The sequence below is a fragment of the Nocardia sp. NPDC004722 genome (assembly GCF_053601505.1).
This window is the reverse complement of record NZ_JBSGBY010000023.1, coordinates 14,429-30,291: the sequence shown is the minus strand read 5'-3', so window position 1 is coordinate 30,291 and position 15,863 is coordinate 14,429. Positions and strand designations below refer to the sequence as shown.

20 protein-coding genes and 1 pseudogene are annotated in these 15,863 nt (G+C 69.0%); 6 read left to right on the top strand and 15 right to left on the bottom strand.

Going from position 1 to position 15,863, the window contains the following annotated elements:
* Positions 1-159 precede the first annotated feature (159 nt).
* The 8 genes from ACWELQ_RS05005 to ACWELQ_RS04970 all read right to left on the bottom strand — a co-directional run bounded on the left by ACWELQ_RS05005 (position 160) and on the right by ACWELQ_RS04970 (position 5,089).
* Positions 160-804, bottom strand: coding sequence for a hypothetical protein (locus ACWELQ_RS05005; RefSeq protein WP_452395721.1), 645 nt, complete (start codon positions 802-804; stop codon positions 160-162).
* A gap of 53 nt (positions 805-857) precedes the next feature.
* The gene (locus tag ACWELQ_RS05000; RefSeq protein WP_452395720.1) at positions 858-2,216 is read right to left on the bottom strand and encodes a hypothetical protein; all 1,359 of its coding nucleotides are present in this window, start codon (positions 2,214-2,216) and stop codon (positions 858-860) included.
* Between the two features lie 126 nt (positions 2,217-2,342).
* Complete coding sequence (locus ACWELQ_RS04995; protein ID WP_452395719.1) at positions 2,343-3,146, bottom strand: PP2C family protein-serine/threonine phosphatase; 804 nt, start codon at positions 3,144-3,146, stop codon at positions 2,343-2,345.
* Between the two features lie 57 nt (positions 3,147-3,203).
* The gene (locus ACWELQ_RS04990; protein WP_452395718.1) at positions 3,204-3,368 is read right to left on the bottom strand and encodes a hypothetical protein; all 165 of its coding nucleotides are present in this window, start codon (positions 3,366-3,368) and stop codon (positions 3,204-3,206) included.
* A 93-nt stretch (positions 3,369-3,461) separates the two neighbouring features.
* Positions 3,462-4,187: a DUF2786 domain-containing protein gene (locus ACWELQ_RS04985; RefSeq protein WP_452395717.1), complete on the bottom strand. Its 726-nt coding sequence runs from the start codon at positions 4,185-4,187 to the stop codon at positions 3,462-3,464.
* Between the two features lie 52 nt (positions 4,188-4,239).
* Complete coding sequence (locus ACWELQ_RS04980) at positions 4,240-4,584, bottom strand: hypothetical protein (protein WP_452395716.1); 345 nt, start codon at positions 4,582-4,584, stop codon at positions 4,240-4,242.
* A gap of 14 nt (positions 4,585-4,598) precedes the next feature.
* Positions 4,599-4,835, bottom strand: coding sequence for a hypothetical protein (locus ACWELQ_RS04975; RefSeq protein WP_452395715.1), 237 nt, complete (start codon positions 4,833-4,835; stop codon positions 4,599-4,601).
* The gene (locus tag ACWELQ_RS04970; protein ID WP_452395714.1) at positions 4,832-5,089 is read right to left on the bottom strand and encodes a hypothetical protein; all 258 of its coding nucleotides are present in this window, start codon (positions 5,087-5,089) and stop codon (positions 4,832-4,834) included. The genes ACWELQ_RS04975 and ACWELQ_RS04970 overlap by 4 nt, the downstream gene beginning before the upstream one ends.
* A gap of 65 nt (positions 5,090-5,154) precedes the next feature.
* Here ACWELQ_RS04970 and ACWELQ_RS04965 point away from each other — a divergent pair, with 65 nt between their 5' ends.
* Entirely contained in the window at positions 5,155-5,502 is a 348-nt protein-coding gene (locus ACWELQ_RS04965; protein WP_452395713.1) for a hypothetical protein, read from the top strand.
* Here ACWELQ_RS04965 and ACWELQ_RS04960 read toward each other — a convergent pair whose 3' ends face one another.
* From ACWELQ_RS04960 to ACWELQ_RS04935, 6 genes and pseudogenes are all read right to left on the bottom strand, one after another.
* Complete coding sequence (locus ACWELQ_RS04960) at positions 5,503-6,144, bottom strand: DUF4192 domain-containing protein (RefSeq protein WP_452395712.1); 642 nt, start codon at positions 6,142-6,144, stop codon at positions 5,503-5,505.
* Between the two features lie 100 nt (positions 6,145-6,244).
* A complete protein-coding gene (locus ACWELQ_RS04955) occupies positions 6,245-7,879 on the bottom strand; it encodes a DNA cytosine methyltransferase (RefSeq protein WP_452395724.1) in 1,635 nt (544 codons plus the stop codon).
* A 153-nt stretch (positions 7,880-8,032) separates the two neighbouring features.
* The gene (locus ACWELQ_RS04950) at positions 8,033-8,482 is read right to left on the bottom strand and encodes a hypothetical protein (protein ID WP_452395711.1); all 450 of its coding nucleotides are present in this window, start codon (positions 8,480-8,482) and stop codon (positions 8,033-8,035) included.
* A complete protein-coding gene (locus ACWELQ_RS04945) occupies positions 8,479-8,730 on the bottom strand; it encodes a hypothetical protein (protein WP_452395710.1) in 252 nt (83 codons plus the stop codon). Before ACWELQ_RS04945 ends, ACWELQ_RS04950 begins: the two co-directional genes overlap by 4 nt.
* Positions 8,730-8,864: a hypothetical protein gene (locus ACWELQ_RS04940; RefSeq protein WP_452395709.1), complete on the bottom strand. Its 135-nt coding sequence runs from the start codon at positions 8,862-8,864 to the stop codon at positions 8,730-8,732. The genes ACWELQ_RS04945 and ACWELQ_RS04940 overlap by 1 nt, the downstream gene beginning before the upstream one ends.
* Before the next feature lie 432 nt (positions 8,865-9,296).
* Positions 9,297-9,857 (bottom strand): annotated as a pseudogene (locus ACWELQ_RS04935) (peptide deformylase); the annotation flags it as partial.
* Between the two features lie 195 nt (positions 9,858-10,052).
* Between ACWELQ_RS04935 and ACWELQ_RS04930 the strand changes: the two are divergent.
* The 5 genes from ACWELQ_RS04930 to ACWELQ_RS04910 all read left to right on the top strand — a co-directional run bounded on the left by ACWELQ_RS04930 (position 10,053) and on the right by ACWELQ_RS04910 (position 14,514).
* Positions 10,053-10,394: a DUF3263 domain-containing protein gene (locus tag ACWELQ_RS04930; protein ID WP_452395708.1), complete on the top strand. Its 342-nt coding sequence runs from the start codon at positions 10,053-10,055 to the stop codon at positions 10,392-10,394.
* 43 nt (positions 10,395-10,437) lie between these two features.
* Entirely contained in the window at positions 10,438-11,016 is a 579-nt protein-coding gene (locus ACWELQ_RS04925) for a LytR C-terminal domain-containing protein (RefSeq protein ID WP_452395707.1), read from the top strand.
* 129 nt (positions 11,017-11,145) lie between these two features.
* Entirely contained in the window at positions 11,146-11,814 is a 669-nt protein-coding gene (sodC, locus tag ACWELQ_RS04920; protein ID WP_452395706.1) for a superoxide dismutase[Cu-Zn], read from the top strand.
* An 18-nt stretch (positions 11,815-11,832) separates the two neighbouring features.
* Positions 11,833-12,981, top strand: coding sequence for a glutamate--cysteine ligase (locus tag ACWELQ_RS04915; RefSeq protein ID WP_452395705.1), 1,149 nt, complete (start codon positions 11,833-11,835; stop codon positions 12,979-12,981).
* Between the two features lie 171 nt (positions 12,982-13,152).
* Positions 13,153-14,514, top strand: a complete 1,362-nt coding sequence (locus ACWELQ_RS04910) for a DUF5933 domain-containing protein (protein WP_452395704.1) — start codon at positions 13,153-13,155, stop codon at positions 14,512-14,514.
* 10 nt (positions 14,515-14,524) lie between these two features.
* On the opposite strand, the gene ACWELQ_RS04905 is transcribed toward ACWELQ_RS04910, so the two are convergent.
* Positions 14,525-15,844, bottom strand: a complete 1,320-nt coding sequence (locus tag ACWELQ_RS04905) for a hypothetical protein (RefSeq protein ID WP_452395703.1) — start codon at positions 15,842-15,844, stop codon at positions 14,525-14,527.
* Positions 15,845-15,863 lie beyond the last annotated feature (19 nt).

The following is a 15,863-nucleotide window of genomic DNA, read 5'->3' as shown; positions in this document are numbered from 1 at the left end:
CGGCCGGTTCTGGGGTGGGCGGTGGGTTCGCGGTGGTGTGCACATAAAACTCCCCCGGTGGGCGACCGATCCGGATCGGTCGCCCACGGGGGCATTGGTGGAGCTCCCGCGCGCCGCACGGCGTTGGGCGGCTGGGCACGGCGTTGGGCCTGCGGGTGATCAGGCGGTGAGTTCAGCGCGGTTGGTCGTTGGGCGGCCGCTGGCGCGGGCGGTGAGGGTGATCAGGCGGGCACGATGGGCAAGCAGCGGTTCGCGGGCTCGGGTGATCAGGGCTTCTATCGCTGAGATCTCGGCGGACGCCCCGCACATCTGCTTGCCGCGGGTGAACCACATCCACAGGTGTCGCCGGTAGGAATCCTCGACGACTTGCCGCGCGCTGGACCACACCGTGACCGGGAGCCCCAACGTGTAGACCTCGGCGAGCTCGTGCGCGAGTCGCGGCGGGCTGATGTGGAACTCCGCGAGCTTGGGACCGAGATTGCGGGCCAGCGCGAACACGGCCTGTGGGCTGGGCCGCTCGCCCCGCTCGCACGCGATAACGCGAATCAGAGCCGCGATGACCGCGCTGAGGTGGTCTTCGAAGTCGGCGGTGAGCACCAGAGACAGCACCTCGGCGGCGTGGTCGCGGTCCAAGGTGAGCAGGGCGGCGACAAGGTTGCGTTCCGGGTGCATCGCCCGTTCGCTGCGGCGGTCGGCGGCGGCCTCGATCTCGGTCACCACCTCTGCAACCTCGGCGCGGGTGCCGGATCCGCCAGAGCGGCCGGGGCGGCCGCGCGGTTCGGGGGTGGAGGGGCTGCGCGGCATGACGGGTGCCTCCTTCGCGGTTCGGAACTGGGACAGCTGGGGCGGGCCTGGGGTCACTGCGGCGCGGCGGCCGTGGTGGGGTCGTCTTCGCCGTCGGCGGCTTCGGCGAGCAAGACGGCGCGGTCGACCTGCAACGTTGCGATCCGGGCGGCGCTGGCTTCGCGCTCCCGTTCGATGTCGGCGGCCACCTTCGCGGCGGCGGCGCGCGCGGCGCTGCGGCGGTTGCGGTCGGCAACCACGATCGCGGCCTGGTGTATCTGCTCGAGGTCGGGGCGCGCGAGGTACTGCCCCAGGATCGCGCGCAGTACCGCGATGAACCGCTCGGTGGTGCGTGGCGGGCACGGGTCGGTGTGGGTGTCGCTGATCGGTCGTCGCGCGTTGGCCTCCCACCGGCCCAACTGGGCGACCGTGCCGACGTGGATACGGCTCGAGCTGCCCACAATGGCAATGCCGTTGACCTGCGGCGGGTTCGGTCGCTCGAACCACCTGCGTTCGCGGCGGCCGTCGTCCTCGCCATAGGCGACGCGCAGGCGGCAGATTGGCTCGGTGGCGGTGGCCTCGGCAATCCACACGGTGACGGTGCCGCTCAACCGTTTACCGGTGATCGTGTAGTAGCTGCGCGCGGTCTCGAGGTCGGTGTGTTCGGTGAGGTAGGCGGTCCCGAACTCGCCCAGATCGACGGCGGTTCCGGCGTATTCGCGCGGGGCGGGGTCGCGGACCGCGCGGGAGCGATCGGCGCTCATCGGTCCGAGCACCTGCGCCAACTGCTGGACCTGGTGCGCGGGCTCGACGGTGATCACGGCGCGGTCCTGGTCAACCTGGGGTGCGGTGGCGGTGGGGTCGGCGGTGACGGTGAACCCGTAGCGGGCGGCCTCGCCGCACAGCGTTTCCCACAACACTGCGGCGGGGTCGGCGACCGGTTCGACGGTGGCGGGCTCGCCGTCGAAATCTTCGATACCGGCGGTCTGGCTGATGTCCCACACCTTGCGCATCCGGAAGCGGGTGCGGCCCTCGCCCTCCTCGGCGGTCTCGCCACCTTCGACGATTTCGAGCAGGACCGGCCCGGCCGCGTCCTGCCCGTCGGTGTCGGCGTCGGCTTCGCGGCCCTTGGGTGCGGAGATCTTCAACGCGGGCTGTGCGGGATAGCGGCCACGGGCACGCCACCCGGTAGCGGTGTCGATATCGGTCACGGTGAATCCGCGCTGTTCGGCCTGGCGCAGGATCAGGGCCTGATTGCGCAGGCTGTAGCGCAGAAACCGCCCGCACGGGATCCGTACGGCGGTCGCGATCATCGCGGCGACTGCGGCGGGGTCGCTCAGCTGGGCGTCTACGTGGTCGGCGGTGGCTTTCTCCTCCGCGCGCCACTCGGCGATCTGTTCGGGGGTGTAGCGGCTGCGGGATTTCTTGCGCATGACAGTGACTCCTTCACTCGATCGGGGTGTACGTTTCTTACGCAAATTCGGTGGCGAGCTCCGCCCCCGAATGCGGCGGTGACCTGCTGGCGGTGTTCGCGGGCGTGGCGGGCGGCTTCGGCGTCTCTACGGGGTGCGGTCGGGGGTGGGGAGGGTGACGACGACGGCGGTCGCGTTGTCGGCGCGGGTTCCGGCGGCGGCCACCGCGGCGCGGGTCAACCAGTGGGCGGCCTGCTGACTGGTCGGGGCGACGGTGAGAATGCGGCGGATCGTCTTCTGCGACAGGGCTTCGTGTACGCCGTCGGTGCACAGCAGCACCCGCCGCGCGCGCAGCAGGTTCGGCCATGAGGGCCAATCGTTTTCCTCGGGCTGGCCCTCGGGGCGCGCGAGGGAGCGCGTCAGCTCGAACGGGCGGCCGAAGGCGGCGAGATTGTGATCGCGCGTCAACTGCACCAGCCGGGTATTGCCCAGCAGGACATAGGCGCGGCTGTCGCCGATCCATCCCACGTGCACCTCGGCGTCGGGGGTGACGGTCGCGACCACGAGAGTCGTGCTCGGGCGCGGTACCTGGTATTCGCCGGTGTAGTCCTCGAACGCCCTGCGCTGCGCGGGGTTGGCGTGGCGGCCGCACAACGGGACGGCGGCGCGGGTGAGCCGGATCAGCTGGGCCGGGGCGGTGCGGTAGTCGACGGTCGCGGCGAGCGTGCACGCCGCATGCGCGGCGGCGTCGGCGATCAGGGCCGATCCCGCGATGGATCCGACACCATCGGCGGCGGCGACCACGACGTAGCCGGGGTCGGCCTCGAGGTAGCGGGCGTGCGCGGTGGCGTCCTCGTTGTGGGCACGTCCACCGATCAGGGATGCGGCGGCGACGTCGATCTCGCGCAGGTGGTAGGCGGTGGTGGCACGATCGGGGGCGGTGCTGGTCATCTGAGGGCCTCGCTTTCAGGGTGGATTCGGTTGTGGCAGTGGGTGAACCGGGGCTGGCTAGCCGTGGGTGGCGTCGAACCATTCGGCGTACTGCTCGCGGTCGCGGCGTTCGATCCCCGCGACGCTCGAGCCTTCGAACTCGGCGTAATGGCTGGCGCACAACAGATCCGGGTCCGGATCCTCGGGGCCGTTATCGGTGCACCACGGGCACGAACGGGGCATGTCGGGGCCTTCCTGGAGGCGACCCACCCCACCCAGAATGTGTACAAACCTTACGCATTCTGGGTGGGGGGCCGCTGCGGTGAGGTGAGAGGGTCAGCTTCCGAGTGCGCGGCGGCCGCCGATGCCGGTCTGTCCGAGATCCACGCGGCGCGCGGCGGCGGCTCCCAAGCTGACGGCGTCGGCGGAATGGGTGGCGCGGCTGCGGGCCGTGCGCAGCTTGCCGCGCAGTTCGGCGCGCACGGTCGCTTCGGCGCGCTGCTTGTCGTCGACGAGAACCAGTGCGGTACCGGGCTCGCTATCCTCGGCGGCGGTGGTCTCGGCGGCGGTCAGCCGCGTACCGATGCCCGCGTAGAACCCGAGCATCCATGACGCACGAACTTTGCGGGTGGCGGCCGGGGTTCCGCCGTAGCTGGACACCCAGTGCGCTCCGGCGAGCATCTGCGGCATGAGGGTGGCGAACAGGACCTTAACGCGTGTGAGGTGCCCTGCGACCCCGTACAGCCGCACATGCGGTTCACCGCCGGGGCGGTGCTTGATCGGAACACAGTGCAACGCGTGGGCCAGCACGCCCAGCAGGGCTGCCTGCTGGGTCCGGTACTGACCGACCAGCCGGAATTCGGCGGTTTCGATCGGGGCCGGTCCCTGTGCTGTCTGCTGGCGGGCCTGGGCCTCGTCGATACCGTATTTCGCGATCAACCCGAACGCCTTCGCGTTCAATGCGTCGGCTTCGGGGGTGCCTGCGACGCTTTCGGCCTTTGCCAGCAACTTGCGTACCTTGTCGAGAATGTTGTGCGAGGGCGTACCGGTCGGCTCGGTCATCGGGAGATCCTTTCTCGAAAACGATTGGCGGAAACGGTGATTGAAGGGGCGGCTATTCGGGGTTGTTCGCCGCGGTGGCCTTGGTGTCGCGCTCGGCGTTCAATGCCTCGGCGATCGGGGCGATCGCGCCGCGCACGCGCAGTCCGGCGCGTTCGCCGAAGCTGTGCACCCAGATCGGTTCGCCCTTCGGGCCGATCGCCGAATCCATGCCCCACTGCGGGGCCTCGCCTTCAAGCTGCGACACCATCAGCGTGTGTCCGCTGCCCAGCGTGACCTCGGCGCAGTAGCCCTGGCGGCGGGTGCCGAAGTGGTCGGGCTCGTCGCGGTAGTGCATGTTCTTGATCTCGAACGTGAGGGTTTCGTTCTCGTGGTTGATCACGTGCGGCTGTTCGGACATCGGGGGTTCGCCTTTCACTCGGTCGGGGTGGTGGGGGACGGCTCGGCGGGCAGGATGCGCACGGACTCGACTGCGTCACAGCGCAATCCGAGATAGGCGCGGACGGTGTGCACGCTCGCCGCCGGGGACTCGGCAGTGAGATGGTCCTGCACGGCGCGGCTGAACAAACCCAGCTCGGCGACAACGACGGCGCGGAAACCGTCTCCGGTGGCGGTGATCTCGATCTGTGTGTGGCGCTCGGCGGCGTTCATCGGCGGGCCTTGCTCGCCAGTGCGGCGCGGGTGGCTTCGATCAACTGCGCGGCCTGCTCGTCGCTGATCCGCACCCAGGTCCGCGCTCCGCTGCTGTCGTAGGTGACCAGGATCAGCAATGCGTCGGTGGCGGTGTCGCGGGCCAACGTGACGGCGTCGCCGTCGGGCTCGGCGAGCCGCAGCAGGGGGACGGCTTCGATGCCGTCGAGATGCAACAGGGTCTCCGCCGGGGGGCGGGGCTGGTGGTCGTTCACACGTTGTCCTTTCCAGGGGGTGTCGTCGTGGCCGTGGTCGGTCGCGGCGGTTGTACGGTGCTGGTGTGCAATCGGTCCCCGTTCATGAGCTGCGCGCGCAGTGGTCGCGGTTCGTCGACGGCGCGGACTTCGACGGCGACGTGTTCGGCGTGATGCGCCACGGGGCCATTGAGGCGGTGTTGCTGCCGGTGACGTTGTGGCACACAGGATGTCGGCGGGTGTTCGTCGGTGAGGACATGCGGCAGACGCTGACCGTGGGTGAGGCTCGCCGACAGGTGCGGGAACTGCGCGAGGGCGCAGCGGCGGGCCTGCACACCGTGCTTGTGCGCTACGGCCGCGAGGTCGCGGTGATGGCCCCGTATTCCTGGGCGGTGTCGGCGGCGCTGGTGCCACCGCCGACACTGACCGGCTGATCACCCGGGGAGTTGCTGCCAATCGGTGCCGAGTAGGTCGGCGGCAAGTTCGCGGCCGGTCTGTGTGAGCCGGGCCAACTTCGCGGCGGGCATCCCGAACACCAATCCGGTTTCCAGCAACCGGGCCATGGTGTGGTCGGGGTCGGCTTTCAGTGCGACGTCGACGGCGTAGCGGGCCACCGCGAGATCGTCGCGGGCGTAGGCGAAAAAGCACAGCAGGGCGGCGGCTTCGGCGCGGTCGGGGGCGGGAAGAGACCGGGTCAACCGCGCCCACATCTTTTCGGCGGCGGCGGCGTGGCTACCGCCGGTGAGTCCGAACATCACATCTCGCACGACCTTGTCCCGCAGCGCTACCGCGATATCGGCGACGGCGCGCGCACTGGGCGGGTTGTCGGCTGCGGCGGACACGATGTGCCCCAGCACGGTTCGCAGCGATTCACGGCTGTCGCTGTTGGGGTCGTCGCGGCGCAGCGCGGCGGCCAGGCGCTGAGCGGCGGCGGTGACGGCGTCGGGTAGGGCGGCGGCGACTTCCGCGCGGTAGTTCGCGCCGAATGCGGGGATCGGGCCGGTGAGCTCGGGCCACGAGTGGGGCGTGGCGGCGGGCAGGCGCTCGGGTTCGGGTGAGCCGGTGGGTGTAGCCATAACAGGGGCCTTTCTGGCTAGGCTGGATGTTGACCAACGGCTGCGGCCCCGGGCAGGTGAGGACTGTCCGGGGCCGGGCTGTTGGCGTACAGGGGGTTGTTCAGGCGGCGGTGAATCGGTCGAGTTGTTCGCCGGTGATGGCCTCGACCAGGGCGGACACGATGATCTCGGCGGCGGGCGGGGTGACGGCATTGCCGTACTGGCGCACGCGTTCTCGCTTGTTGCCCATGACGATGTACTCGCTGCCGAACGCCATGGCCGCGCCGATCTCGTGCGGCTCGAGCATGCGGAAACGCACGTCGTCGATATCGAGGGCGGCCATTGTCGCGGGATCGACCAGCGCGAACCGGTCCCGCGTCGATACCGTCGCAACCGGCTGGCTGACCGGGCGGGCGGTGCCGTTGCCGTAGTAGGGCATCAGCAGGGCTTCGCGGGCGCGGCCGCTGAGCCCTCCGGGCGGGGTGACGACACCGTGATGGTTGCCGCTGGCGGTGACCGTCGCGAGCGCGTCGGTCACCGGCCGGGCGTCCGAGGATCCGCCCCGCAGTTCGGTGATGAACGGCACGAACGCCAAACCGGTTTCCGCACGGGTGGTTTGGGTTCGCAGCGGCCAACTGGCCGGGGCGGCCTCCTTGCCTTCGCGACCCTCCATCGGCACCACCAACGCGTGATTACTGCCATCGGCAACGATCGTGGCGAGCGGCTCGCGCAGGCTGCGCGTACGGGCACGGTCCGACCGCAGCAATGCCAGGAACGGTTCCGGGACCGCCAACGCGTCGTTCTCGCGGGTGGTGCGGGCCGACAACGGGACGCTGACCGGGGTCGCGGCGTCGCGCCACGTGCCCCCGGCGGGGACCATGAGCGGGACCGCATAGCGCTGCAGACCGGCACGGATCCGCGCCATGGTCTTCTCAGCGAGCGGCCGCTCCCGGTCTCCGATGCGCTGGCCGGGCAAGCTCCAATCAATCACCGTCGCGGCCGGGTGCGCGGGCGGCTCCAGGATCGAATTGCGGCACTGCACGCGCGGGCACCGGTAGAGATATTGCTGCCGGTAGCGGCCCATCTCCGCGCCCTCGGTCTTGAACACCTGCATTGCCTGCACCCACTGTTCGCAGGTGGGACAGAACGCCAAGGGCCGCAACCATTTCGACCAATCCGGGGTCCGGCCCAACTTCTCATCCCAATAGGCGACGTACAGCCGGTCGCGGCTCTGCGGGGCCACCGGGGTCCGCGACGGCTGGGCGTGCATGCTGTTCAACGCGATCACCCGGGTGCGATAGCCGAGCTTGTGAATCTCGCCGATCCAGCGTTTCCACTGATCCCATGCCCGGACCTCGACGACGTTCTCCACGACTCCCGCGCGCACGCGGCCGCCCCGCTCGGCGACGCCACGCAGATACAGCGGCACTTCCTCCATGAGGGCGCGGCTGCGGTCGGCTTCCTCGTCACGCGGGGTGTCGAACAGATCGCCCTGCATGGTGGCGTCGTAGTCGCGTTTCTTACCCCGCGCCGAACTCCACTGCGGGCATTCCGGCGACGCCCAGAACAGATCCACGCCCGGCCACCGCTCCACCGGCGCGGTGCGGATGTCTCCGCAGTAGTGATCGGTCTCGGTGAAATTCGCGGCGTGGGATTCGATCGCGCGGTCCCAATGATTCGCCGCGCGGGTGACGGTCACACCGGGCACGGCGTGGGCTCCCTGCGAGGAACCTCCCGCCCCGCAAAACCAGTCCATCAGAGTAAGCATCAGAAATCGCCTCCTGATCGGGGGAAAAACGGCGGTGGCCCGGGCAGGTGAGGACTGTCCGGGCCACCAGGAAAGGGCTGAACACCAACCCGGTTTGGTACATTTCTTACGCAATTGGGGGATGGGTTGGCGAGGGTCGGGCTATTCGGTGCGGTCGTGCACCGGCAGCACGGCACCGATCGGGTATCCGAGAATCCGCTCGAGGGCCTTGTGGAAACGGCTGTCGGTGTCTCCGGCGTAGTTGCCTCCGTGCATGAACCACGGGGGCCGCTGGTCGGGGGCCGGGACGGGGCGCAGGAACGCGTACAGCTCGGGCGGGTAGGCATTCAGCGAGGAGAACCGGCGTTTGATCACGACCACGACCGGCGGGGCATCGGGGGTCGGGGCGGTGGCGCGCCACTCGGGCACCGGGTGGTCCTGCTCGGCCTGGGTCTCGTCCACGATGCCGATCACGGTCACCTTGTCGTGAGTGGCGGTGACTCCGCGCGTGGCGTTGTAGGGGCCGCGAAAGACGGTGAGCACCAGCCCGCGAACCTCGGGGGCGGGGGTCTCGGCCTGCGGGTCGGGGGTGGTGGTGTTGCGCTGGTTCACAATCGGGTTCCCTTCTCGGCGATATCGAGCAACGGCAGGACGTCGCGGCGGTACGCGCTCAGGCACGGGTCGCACAGCTGCTCGGCGTTGCGGATCGGGCCGTAGTAGTCGCAGCCCTGGCAATGCTTGTGGTAGCGGTAGCGGCACCCGGACGGGATGCTGCCGTGCTCGTCCTCGTACGCGCCTCCGCTGAGGCAGTTGGGGCACTTGCACACCGGCAAGGCTTCGGGCGGGTCATCGGCGAACATTACGAACCCTTCCGGTCGAGCGGGTCGACGACGGCGGGGTGTTCGTCGGGATCAATGAACTCGTCGCACACCTCGCAATACGAATTCGAGTGCAGGCGAAAGCCTTCGCACTGCGGGCACAACGGATCACGCATGGGCGTTCTCCTCGGCGCTGGACGGATGGGGGAGGGGCTGGACCGGCGTTAGGTTCCTGCCGTGCCCGTTGTCGCGGGTCACGGCGTGACGGCCCCGGGTGTCAACCCTGGGCGTCTTCGCGCTGCTGGACATGTCCAGCCGAAACACGTTGCGGCTGCCCGCTTCCGCGCGGGACGCAAGCGGCGAAGATCGATATGTTCGCGCCGGTCTGCTGTGAAGTTCAAAAGGTCCATTCGGAATCGGAGACCCGGTCTGCGCTGCCTTCCGATCCAATACCTAAATCTTACGCGTATTGCGCGACTTACGCAGATGAATCGCTGATCTTCTCGGGTGTGTTTTCGCAGGTCCGGCAGAGTTTTCGGGCGTGAGAATGCGCGGGTTTTGGCTTGTGCTCTTGGCTTTTGTGGCCCTCTGGAGGCGCCTCCCCGGCGCAAACCCGGCTTGCCCCAGCCGTTTCGCTTGATGGACTTCTTGGCGGCCCGGGCATTGCGGCCCACCAGCACGTCCACGTAGAGGTAGCCGTCGAGGTGGCCGGTCTCATGCTGCAGCATGCGCGCGAAGAAGCCGCGGCCCTCGATGTCGACCGGCTCGCCCTTCTCATCGGTGCCGGTGACGCGGGCCCAGTCGGCGCGGCCGGTGGGGAACTGCTCGCCGGGCACCGACAGGCAGCCCTCTTCGTCATCGTCGGGATCCGGCATGGTTTCCGGGATCTCGGAGGTCTCCAGCACCGGATTCACCACGCAGCCGCGCCGGCGGACCATCTTGCCGCCGGGCACGTCATCGGGGCAGTCGTAGACGAAGATGCGCGGGGAGAGCTCGTCCTCGTCCTTCAGGATGACCTGATTGGCGGCCAGCCCCACGCCGTTGGCGGCGTCCATGGTCTCGTACATGTCCGCGATCAGCTCGGCCAGCTCTTCCGGGGACTGCGTGACCGGAGTGGTCGCGCGGTGCAGAACCGGGTCGCCGACAATGCGAATCGGGAGAATAGCCATGGCGATCAGCCTACTGGGCTGCCTTTATGCCGGAGATCGACCCCCGGGACATGCGGTCGCGAGTGTCAACACGCCGAGGCTCGAGTCGCAGAACACGCCGAGTGGTACGCATCGGGAAGTCTGTGCCGCGTGGTTGAATGATCGCTGACGCACAAGCACCATATTCGTCTGGTGACCACTCGGCGAGGGAGCACTATGGACAGCGCAGCGGCACGAGACGTCTCCGCAAGCGAGGACGGAATCACTGCGGCTGGCCCCGAGGGCGTCTCCGACGAGGATGGCGCGCACGGTCTTTCCCGCCGCGAACTCGACATCCTCGATTTCGAACGCAAGTGGTGGAAGTACGCCGGGGCCAAGGAAGAGGCCATCCGCGAGCTCTTCGACCTCTCGGCCACCCGCTACTACCAGGTCCTCAACACCGTCGTCGACAAGCCCGAGGCGCTGGCCGCGGACCCCATGCTGGTCAAGCGCCTGCGCCGGCTGCGGGCCAGCCGCCAGAAGACCAGGGCCGCACGTCGTCTCGGCTTCCAGGTGTGAGTGATCCCGCGCGTGTACCCCCGCACCCATTAGGCTCGACGCCGTGAGCAACCCGAATTCGCCGTCCGGCGGTCCGCCGCTGCGCGCCCTGGCGATGGTCCTGATCGCGCTGGCCATCGTGTTCGCGGGGATCGGCGCGATGTCGCTGTCGAGCTCGGACTCCTCCGACGCGAGTTCCACCACCAGCTCGCAGTCGAGCAGCGCCGCACCCAGCACCACTGCGGCACAGCAGAATTCGGCGCAGGCCACGACCACCGTGCCGGTCGTGCCGACCACCACCGCGCCCCCGGCGACGACCACCACCACGGTCGCGCCCACCACCACGGCGGCCGCGGGCGGCGTCGACAAGGCCCTGCCCGTACGGGTTTACAACAACGGCACCGTGGCCGGACTGGCCAAGAAGACCGGGGACCAGCTCTCCGCCGACGGTTTCAATGTCGCCGAGGTGGGCAACTACCCCAACGGTGTCATCCCGAAAACGACCGTGTACTACGGCAGTTCGCCCAAGGAGCAGGCATTGGCCCAGGCCATCGCCGCGGAACTGGGCTGCTCGGCCGAACCTCGATTCCCCGGAATCGCGGACTCGCCCGCGGGCGTCATCGTCATCGTCACGGGTAACTGAGTACAGGGCGACAGAACACCACGATGGCCCCTCCACGGGATGTGCGCGTGGCTCTGGCATCATCTTGTCCGGTACGAACTATGTCCACCCTGCTTTCCGATAAACTCGGACTCGTAAAGGAGTTCCCCGATGGCCTCGTCCTCGACTCGTCGCCCGTCTTGGTGGACTGTTGCTCCGGTGCTCGCGGTCGCCGCTCTCGGCCTCACCGCGTGCTCGAACAGCCAGGAATCGAGTGACGTCAAGGGGACGAACCCGGCGGTCTTCACCAGTTCGCCCGCACCCGCGGGCAGCACCGGCGGACTCGGCAATGCCGCCGAGCCCAAGGATTCGGTCTCGGCCACCCTCAAGGACTCCAACGGCCAGGCCGTCGGCACCGCCACCTTCACCAGTAAGGGCGGCCACCTCGAGGTCATCGTCTCGGCGCACGGTCTCAAGCAGGGCTTCCACGGCCTGCACATCCACACGTTCGGCAAGTGTGAGGCCAACTCCACCCCGCCCGCCGGCGGCGCGCCCGGCGACTTCCTCTCCGCCGGTGGCCATCTGCAGGTCGGTGACTCCGGCATGCACCCGTCCAGCGGCGACCTCACCTCGCTCGAGGTGCTCAAGGACGGCACCGCCACGCTGACCACCACCACCGATTCCGTCACGCTGGACGAGATCAAGGGCAAGGCCCTGATCATCCACGCGGGCGCCGACAACTTCGGCAACATTCCCACCCGGTACGCGCCCGCACCGGATGCGGACACCCTCGCGACCGGCGACGCGGGCGCTCGGGTCGCCTGCGGCGTCATCGCCTGAAACCTATTGAGGTGAGCCATGGCCGGGGCAGGCACTACGAAGGTCCCCTTCAACTCTTCGCCTCGGCCCACGCTCGGCGTGGAATGGGAGGTCGCGCTCGTCGACAAGCGCACGCGCGACCTGTCCAACACGGCCGCAGCGGTTTTCGAGGCCTGCGGTGATCTGCGCGGTTGGGACGGCACCCCGCAGATCACCAAGGAACTGCTGAAGAACACCGTCGAACTGGTGTCGAGCAAGCACGACACCGTCAGCGAGGTGGTCGACGAACTGCGCGCCACCCAGGACGTGGTCCGGCGCGAGGCCGACAAGATGGGCGTCGACCTGTTCTGCGCGGGCACCCATCCGTTCGCCCAGTGGTCGGCCCAACAGCTCACGCGCAGTGCGCATTACGACGAGCTCATCGAGCGCACCCAGTGGTGGGGCCGCCAGATGCTGATCTGGGGCGTGCACGTGCACGTCGGAATCTCGCACCCGGAGAAGGTCTTCCCGATCCTCAACGCGATGCTGCAGTCCTACCCGCACCTGCTGGCGCTGTCCGCCTCCTCGCCCATGTGGGCGGGCGTGGACACCGGCTACGCCAGCAACCGGGCGCTCATGTTCCAGCAGCTGCCCACCGCCGGACTGCCCTTCCAGTTCGAAAACTGGAGCCAGTTCGAGGGATTCGTGCACGACCAGATGAAAACCGGTGTGTTCGAACAGGTCGGCGGCATGCACTGGGACATCCGGCCCGCACCCAAGTGGGGCACCATCGAGGTCCGCATCTGCGACGGCACCCCGACCAAGTCCGAACTGGCCGCCATCGTGGCGCTGATCCACTGCCTCATCGTCGATCTGGATCGGCGAGTCGAATCCGGCGAGCCGCTGCCCGACATCCTGCCGCCCTGGCATGTGCAGGAAAACAAGTGGCGCGCAGCGCGATACGGGCTGGACGCCATCATCATCACCGACGCGGCCAGCAACGAGCGCCTCGTCACCGACGACCTGATGGACCTGCTCAACCGGCTGGAACCGACCGCCAAGAGCCTCGGCTGCGAGAACGAACTCGCACTGGTCGCCGACATCCCCAAGAAGGGCGCGTCCTATCAGCGCCAGCGGCGGGTGGCCGCCGCGGCGCAGGGCGATCTGGTCGCGGTCGTGGACTCACTGGTGCACGAACTCGAGCACTGATCCCGCCCTCGAGCCGACTTGCACGGTTGTGATTTCGGTTACGCCGAATTGCGGACGGTGTACGCGTGGCCAGCGACGATAAAGCGCTGACCGGGGGCTGTTCATCGAGTGCCGCAGCCCACGTTCAACTGGGCATGGGGGTGGCGTTCATGCGGCGTTTACTATGGCTGGATGTTGCTCGACGACCCGCGCTCCCGATCCGGCGGTGCCCCACGCCGCCAGGGAATGTGGATACCGTCGCCGCGCACTCGCCTGATCGTCGTGCTGGCCGCCGGTGCGCTGTTGCTCATCGCACTGCAGATCGTCGCCACCCGGCACCACTTCGTCGGACCCGTCGAGAGCATCTGGGACGACTTCGCGGGCAATGCCAAATCCTTCACCGTGCCCTGGGCCGGACTCGGGCTCGCCCTCATCGGGCTGCCCTGGCGGCGGCGCGGCATCGCGGTCGCGGCGGCGCTGGGCATCGACCTTGTCTACCAAGGGATCCGGTCGTTCAACGGCGGACCCCTCGCCATGGGCAACGGCCCGGTCCTGGTCCTGATCGCCATTCTGGTGCTGGCGCTGTGGAAATGGCAGGGCGCCGAGCGCGCCAACGCGCTGCACGCGGGCGCCCTCGGCATCCTGCTGGTGCTCTCCAGCAAGGTCGCCGACGTCTGGCTGGGCATCACCGTGCTGGCCGGGCCGCGCGTCCTCGACGAGCACATCGTGCTGGTCGACCACGCCCTCGGCGACCCGTCCTGGATGATGGGGCAGCTGCTGGCCTGGCTCAGCCCCGTCGCCTCGTCGGTGCTGCACTGGGTCTACATCGAACTGCCGCTCGGCGCGATGATCGTGACCATCTGGCAGCTGCGCAATGTGGTGAAGACCGGCGTCTGGCCCCGGCACTACCTGGTGCGCACCTTCCTGGTGCTCGGGCTGATCGGGCCCATCTTCTACGTCCTGTTCCCGGTGGTCGGGCCGATCTTCGCCTACGGCGCGGACGGGCACGCCTTCTCTCTCGGCCAGTTCTGGCCCAATGTCGTACCGCCGGTGGACCTCTCACCCGGGTCGATCGCCTTCGACCACTACACGCCGCGCAACTGCATGCCGTCGCTGCACACCGCGTGGGCGCTGTCGATCTTCATCCACTCTCGCCGCGACCCCATGACCGGCGCGCCCGCGCCGGCGTGGCTGCGCTGGGGCGGTGCGTTCTGGCTCCTGGCCACCCTGTCGGCCACCCTCGGGTTCGGATACCACTACGGCGCGGACCTGGTGGCCGGCGCGGTGCTGTGCCTGACCATCGAATCCGCGCTGCGCGCACCCGAACGCGGCTGGGACGCCGCGCGCATCCGCCTCGTCGGCGGCGGGGCCGCGCTCTTCGCCGGGCTGCTGCTGTCCTACCGGTACCTCTCGGCCGGGTTCGCCGAACATCCGGCCCCGGCGGGCGCTCTGGTGCTCGGCCTGCTCGCCGTCTTCGTGACGGCCTTCTACCGCACCTGGTTCGCGCACCCGGCGGACGCGGCCGTCCCGCTCGAAAACGCGATCCGCGCCTGAGTTTCCGCGCTCAGTCGACGCTCTCCGGTTCGGCGGTCGCCGGGGCGGGCGGCAGTGCGCGATTGCGGCGCAACAGCATCAGCCCGGCCAGGCAGCCCGCGGCCACCAGCATGGAGGTCCACGCCGGGGTCGAGGTACTCCCCGAGGAGACCGTGCACATCAGCGGGTGTTCCCGTGACTGCACCGCGTAGTCGCCGCGCGCCACATAGTCGCGCATGCCCAGCACCGCCGACGGCACGAAGATCACCGCGGTGCCCAGCACCCGGCTCGGCACATAGCGCGGCCGGGCCGAGGTGAGCCCGAAGCCGATGAGCCACGACACCGCCGCGGCGCCGCCCACGATCAGCACCGACCAATCGGTGTCCGCGGTCAACGCCGTCGACAGGCCTACCACGATCGACGCGGCCAGACACACCGTCAGGCTGGCATGCCTGCTGCCCGTCCACATCCCGAAGGCGGTCACAGCCACCAGCAAGGGGATCGACCAGGCGGGCAGTTGCGCCGCGATGGTCGCGCTGCCCACCGCGCTGAGTCCGACGGCCATCAGCACGATCTCGCCGTCGCGTCCCGGCAGCAGCATGGCCGCGATCAGCGCGGTGCCCACGGCGGTCACCACCGCCAGACCGACGCCCGCCAGACTGTCCCCGTGCCGGGCCAGCCATTCGGCGCTGGCCAGCGTCACCAGCACCAGCACCACGCCCGCCAGGATCGGGGCCAGCGGCAGCTCGATCGACAGTCGTTGCGCGACCGGGCGATTGCGATTGGCCAGGAAGCCGTAGGCGGTCAGGGCCAGCGCCAGCACGATCATCCAGATGGGCGGCATATCGGTGGCGTGCCAGTGCTCGGTGGGCGTCTCGTCGAGGCTGGCGCCCACCCGCGGCACCGGATTCACCGAACCCAGCAGCAGGCTGATGAGAATGCCCAGCGTCCACGCGAACGCGGGCAGCCGGTGATGCAGCACCGCCGCGCCCATCGCGCCCAGCACCAGCCCGCCGGCCAGGGAATCGATGAAATTCATGGTGGACAGCGAGGAGTGCGGGTCGGTGGCATGGCCGAGCAGGTGGTTGCACAGCAGCGCCAGCAGGCCGCCCAGGGTGGTGCCCCAGGCGACCTTGGGGCTGCCGAGGGTGGTGATGAGCACCGCGACGATCATGGCGACCAGGACGCCCGCCGCGATGGCGCGGGGCAGGCTGTAGGACAGCAGATCCAGCTGCAGCGCGGAAGTCTGTGCGGTCCAGCCGAAGTCGATGGGCAGGGCCAGGGCGAGCCCGGCAACCGTTGCGGCGACGAGTGCCGCGATCGTCTCGGCGGCGACCTGATACGACCTCACCTGGGCAAAGCTACCGGCG

Coding starts and splice junctions, on each gene's coding strand:
- ACWELQ_RS05005 (WP_452395721.1), bottom strand. CDS start 804: ATGCCGCGCAGCCCCTCCACCCCCGAACCGCGCGGCCGCCCCGGCCGC.
- ACWELQ_RS05000 (WP_452395720.1), bottom strand. CDS start 2,216: ATGCGCAAGAAATCCCGCAGCCGCTACACCCCCGAACAGATCGCCGAG.
- ACWELQ_RS04995 (WP_452395719.1), bottom strand. CDS start 3,146: ATGACCAGCACCGCCCCCGATCGTGCCACCACCGCCTACCACCTGCGC.
- ACWELQ_RS04990 (WP_452395718.1), bottom strand. CDS start 3,368: ATGCCCCGTTCGTGCCCGTGGTGCACCGATAACGGCCCCGAGGATCCG.
- ACWELQ_RS04985 (WP_452395717.1), bottom strand. CDS start 4,187: ATGACCGAGCCGACCGGTACGCCCTCGCACAACATTCTCGACAAGGTA.
- ACWELQ_RS04980 (WP_452395716.1), bottom strand. CDS start 4,584: ATGTCCGAACAGCCGCACGTGATCAACCACGAGAACGAAACCCTCACG.
- ACWELQ_RS04975 (WP_452395715.1), bottom strand. CDS start 4,835: ATGAACGCCGCCGAGCGCCACACACAGATCGAGATCACCGCCACCGGA.
- ACWELQ_RS04960 (WP_452395712.1), bottom strand. CDS start 6,144: ATGGCTACACCCACCGGCTCACCCGAACCCGAGCGCCTGCCCGCCGCC.
- ACWELQ_RS04955 (WP_452395724.1), bottom strand. CDS start 7,879: ATGGACTGGTTTTGCGGGGCGGGAGGTTCCTCGCAGGGAGCCCACGCC.
- ACWELQ_RS04945 (WP_452395710.1), bottom strand. CDS start 8,730: ATGTTCGCCGATGACCCGCCCGAAGCCTTGCCGGTGTGCAAGTGCCCC.
- ACWELQ_RS04940 (WP_452395709.1), bottom strand. CDS start 8,864: ATGCGTGATCCGTTGTGCCCGCAGTGCGAAGGCTTTCGCCTGCACTCG.
- ACWELQ_RS04930 (WP_452395708.1), top strand. CDS start 10,053: ATGGACAGCGCAGCGGCACGAGACGTCTCCGCAAGCGAGGACGGAATC.
- sodC (WP_452395706.1), top strand. CDS start 11,146: ATGGCCTCGTCCTCGACTCGTCGCCCGTCTTGGTGGACTGTTGCTCCG.
- ACWELQ_RS04915 (WP_452395705.1), top strand. CDS start 11,833: ATGGCCGGGGCAGGCACTACGAAGGTCCCCTTCAACTCTTCGCCTCGG.
- ACWELQ_RS04910 (WP_452395704.1), top strand. CDS start 13,153: ATGTTGCTCGACGACCCGCGCTCCCGATCCGGCGGTGCCCCACGCCGC.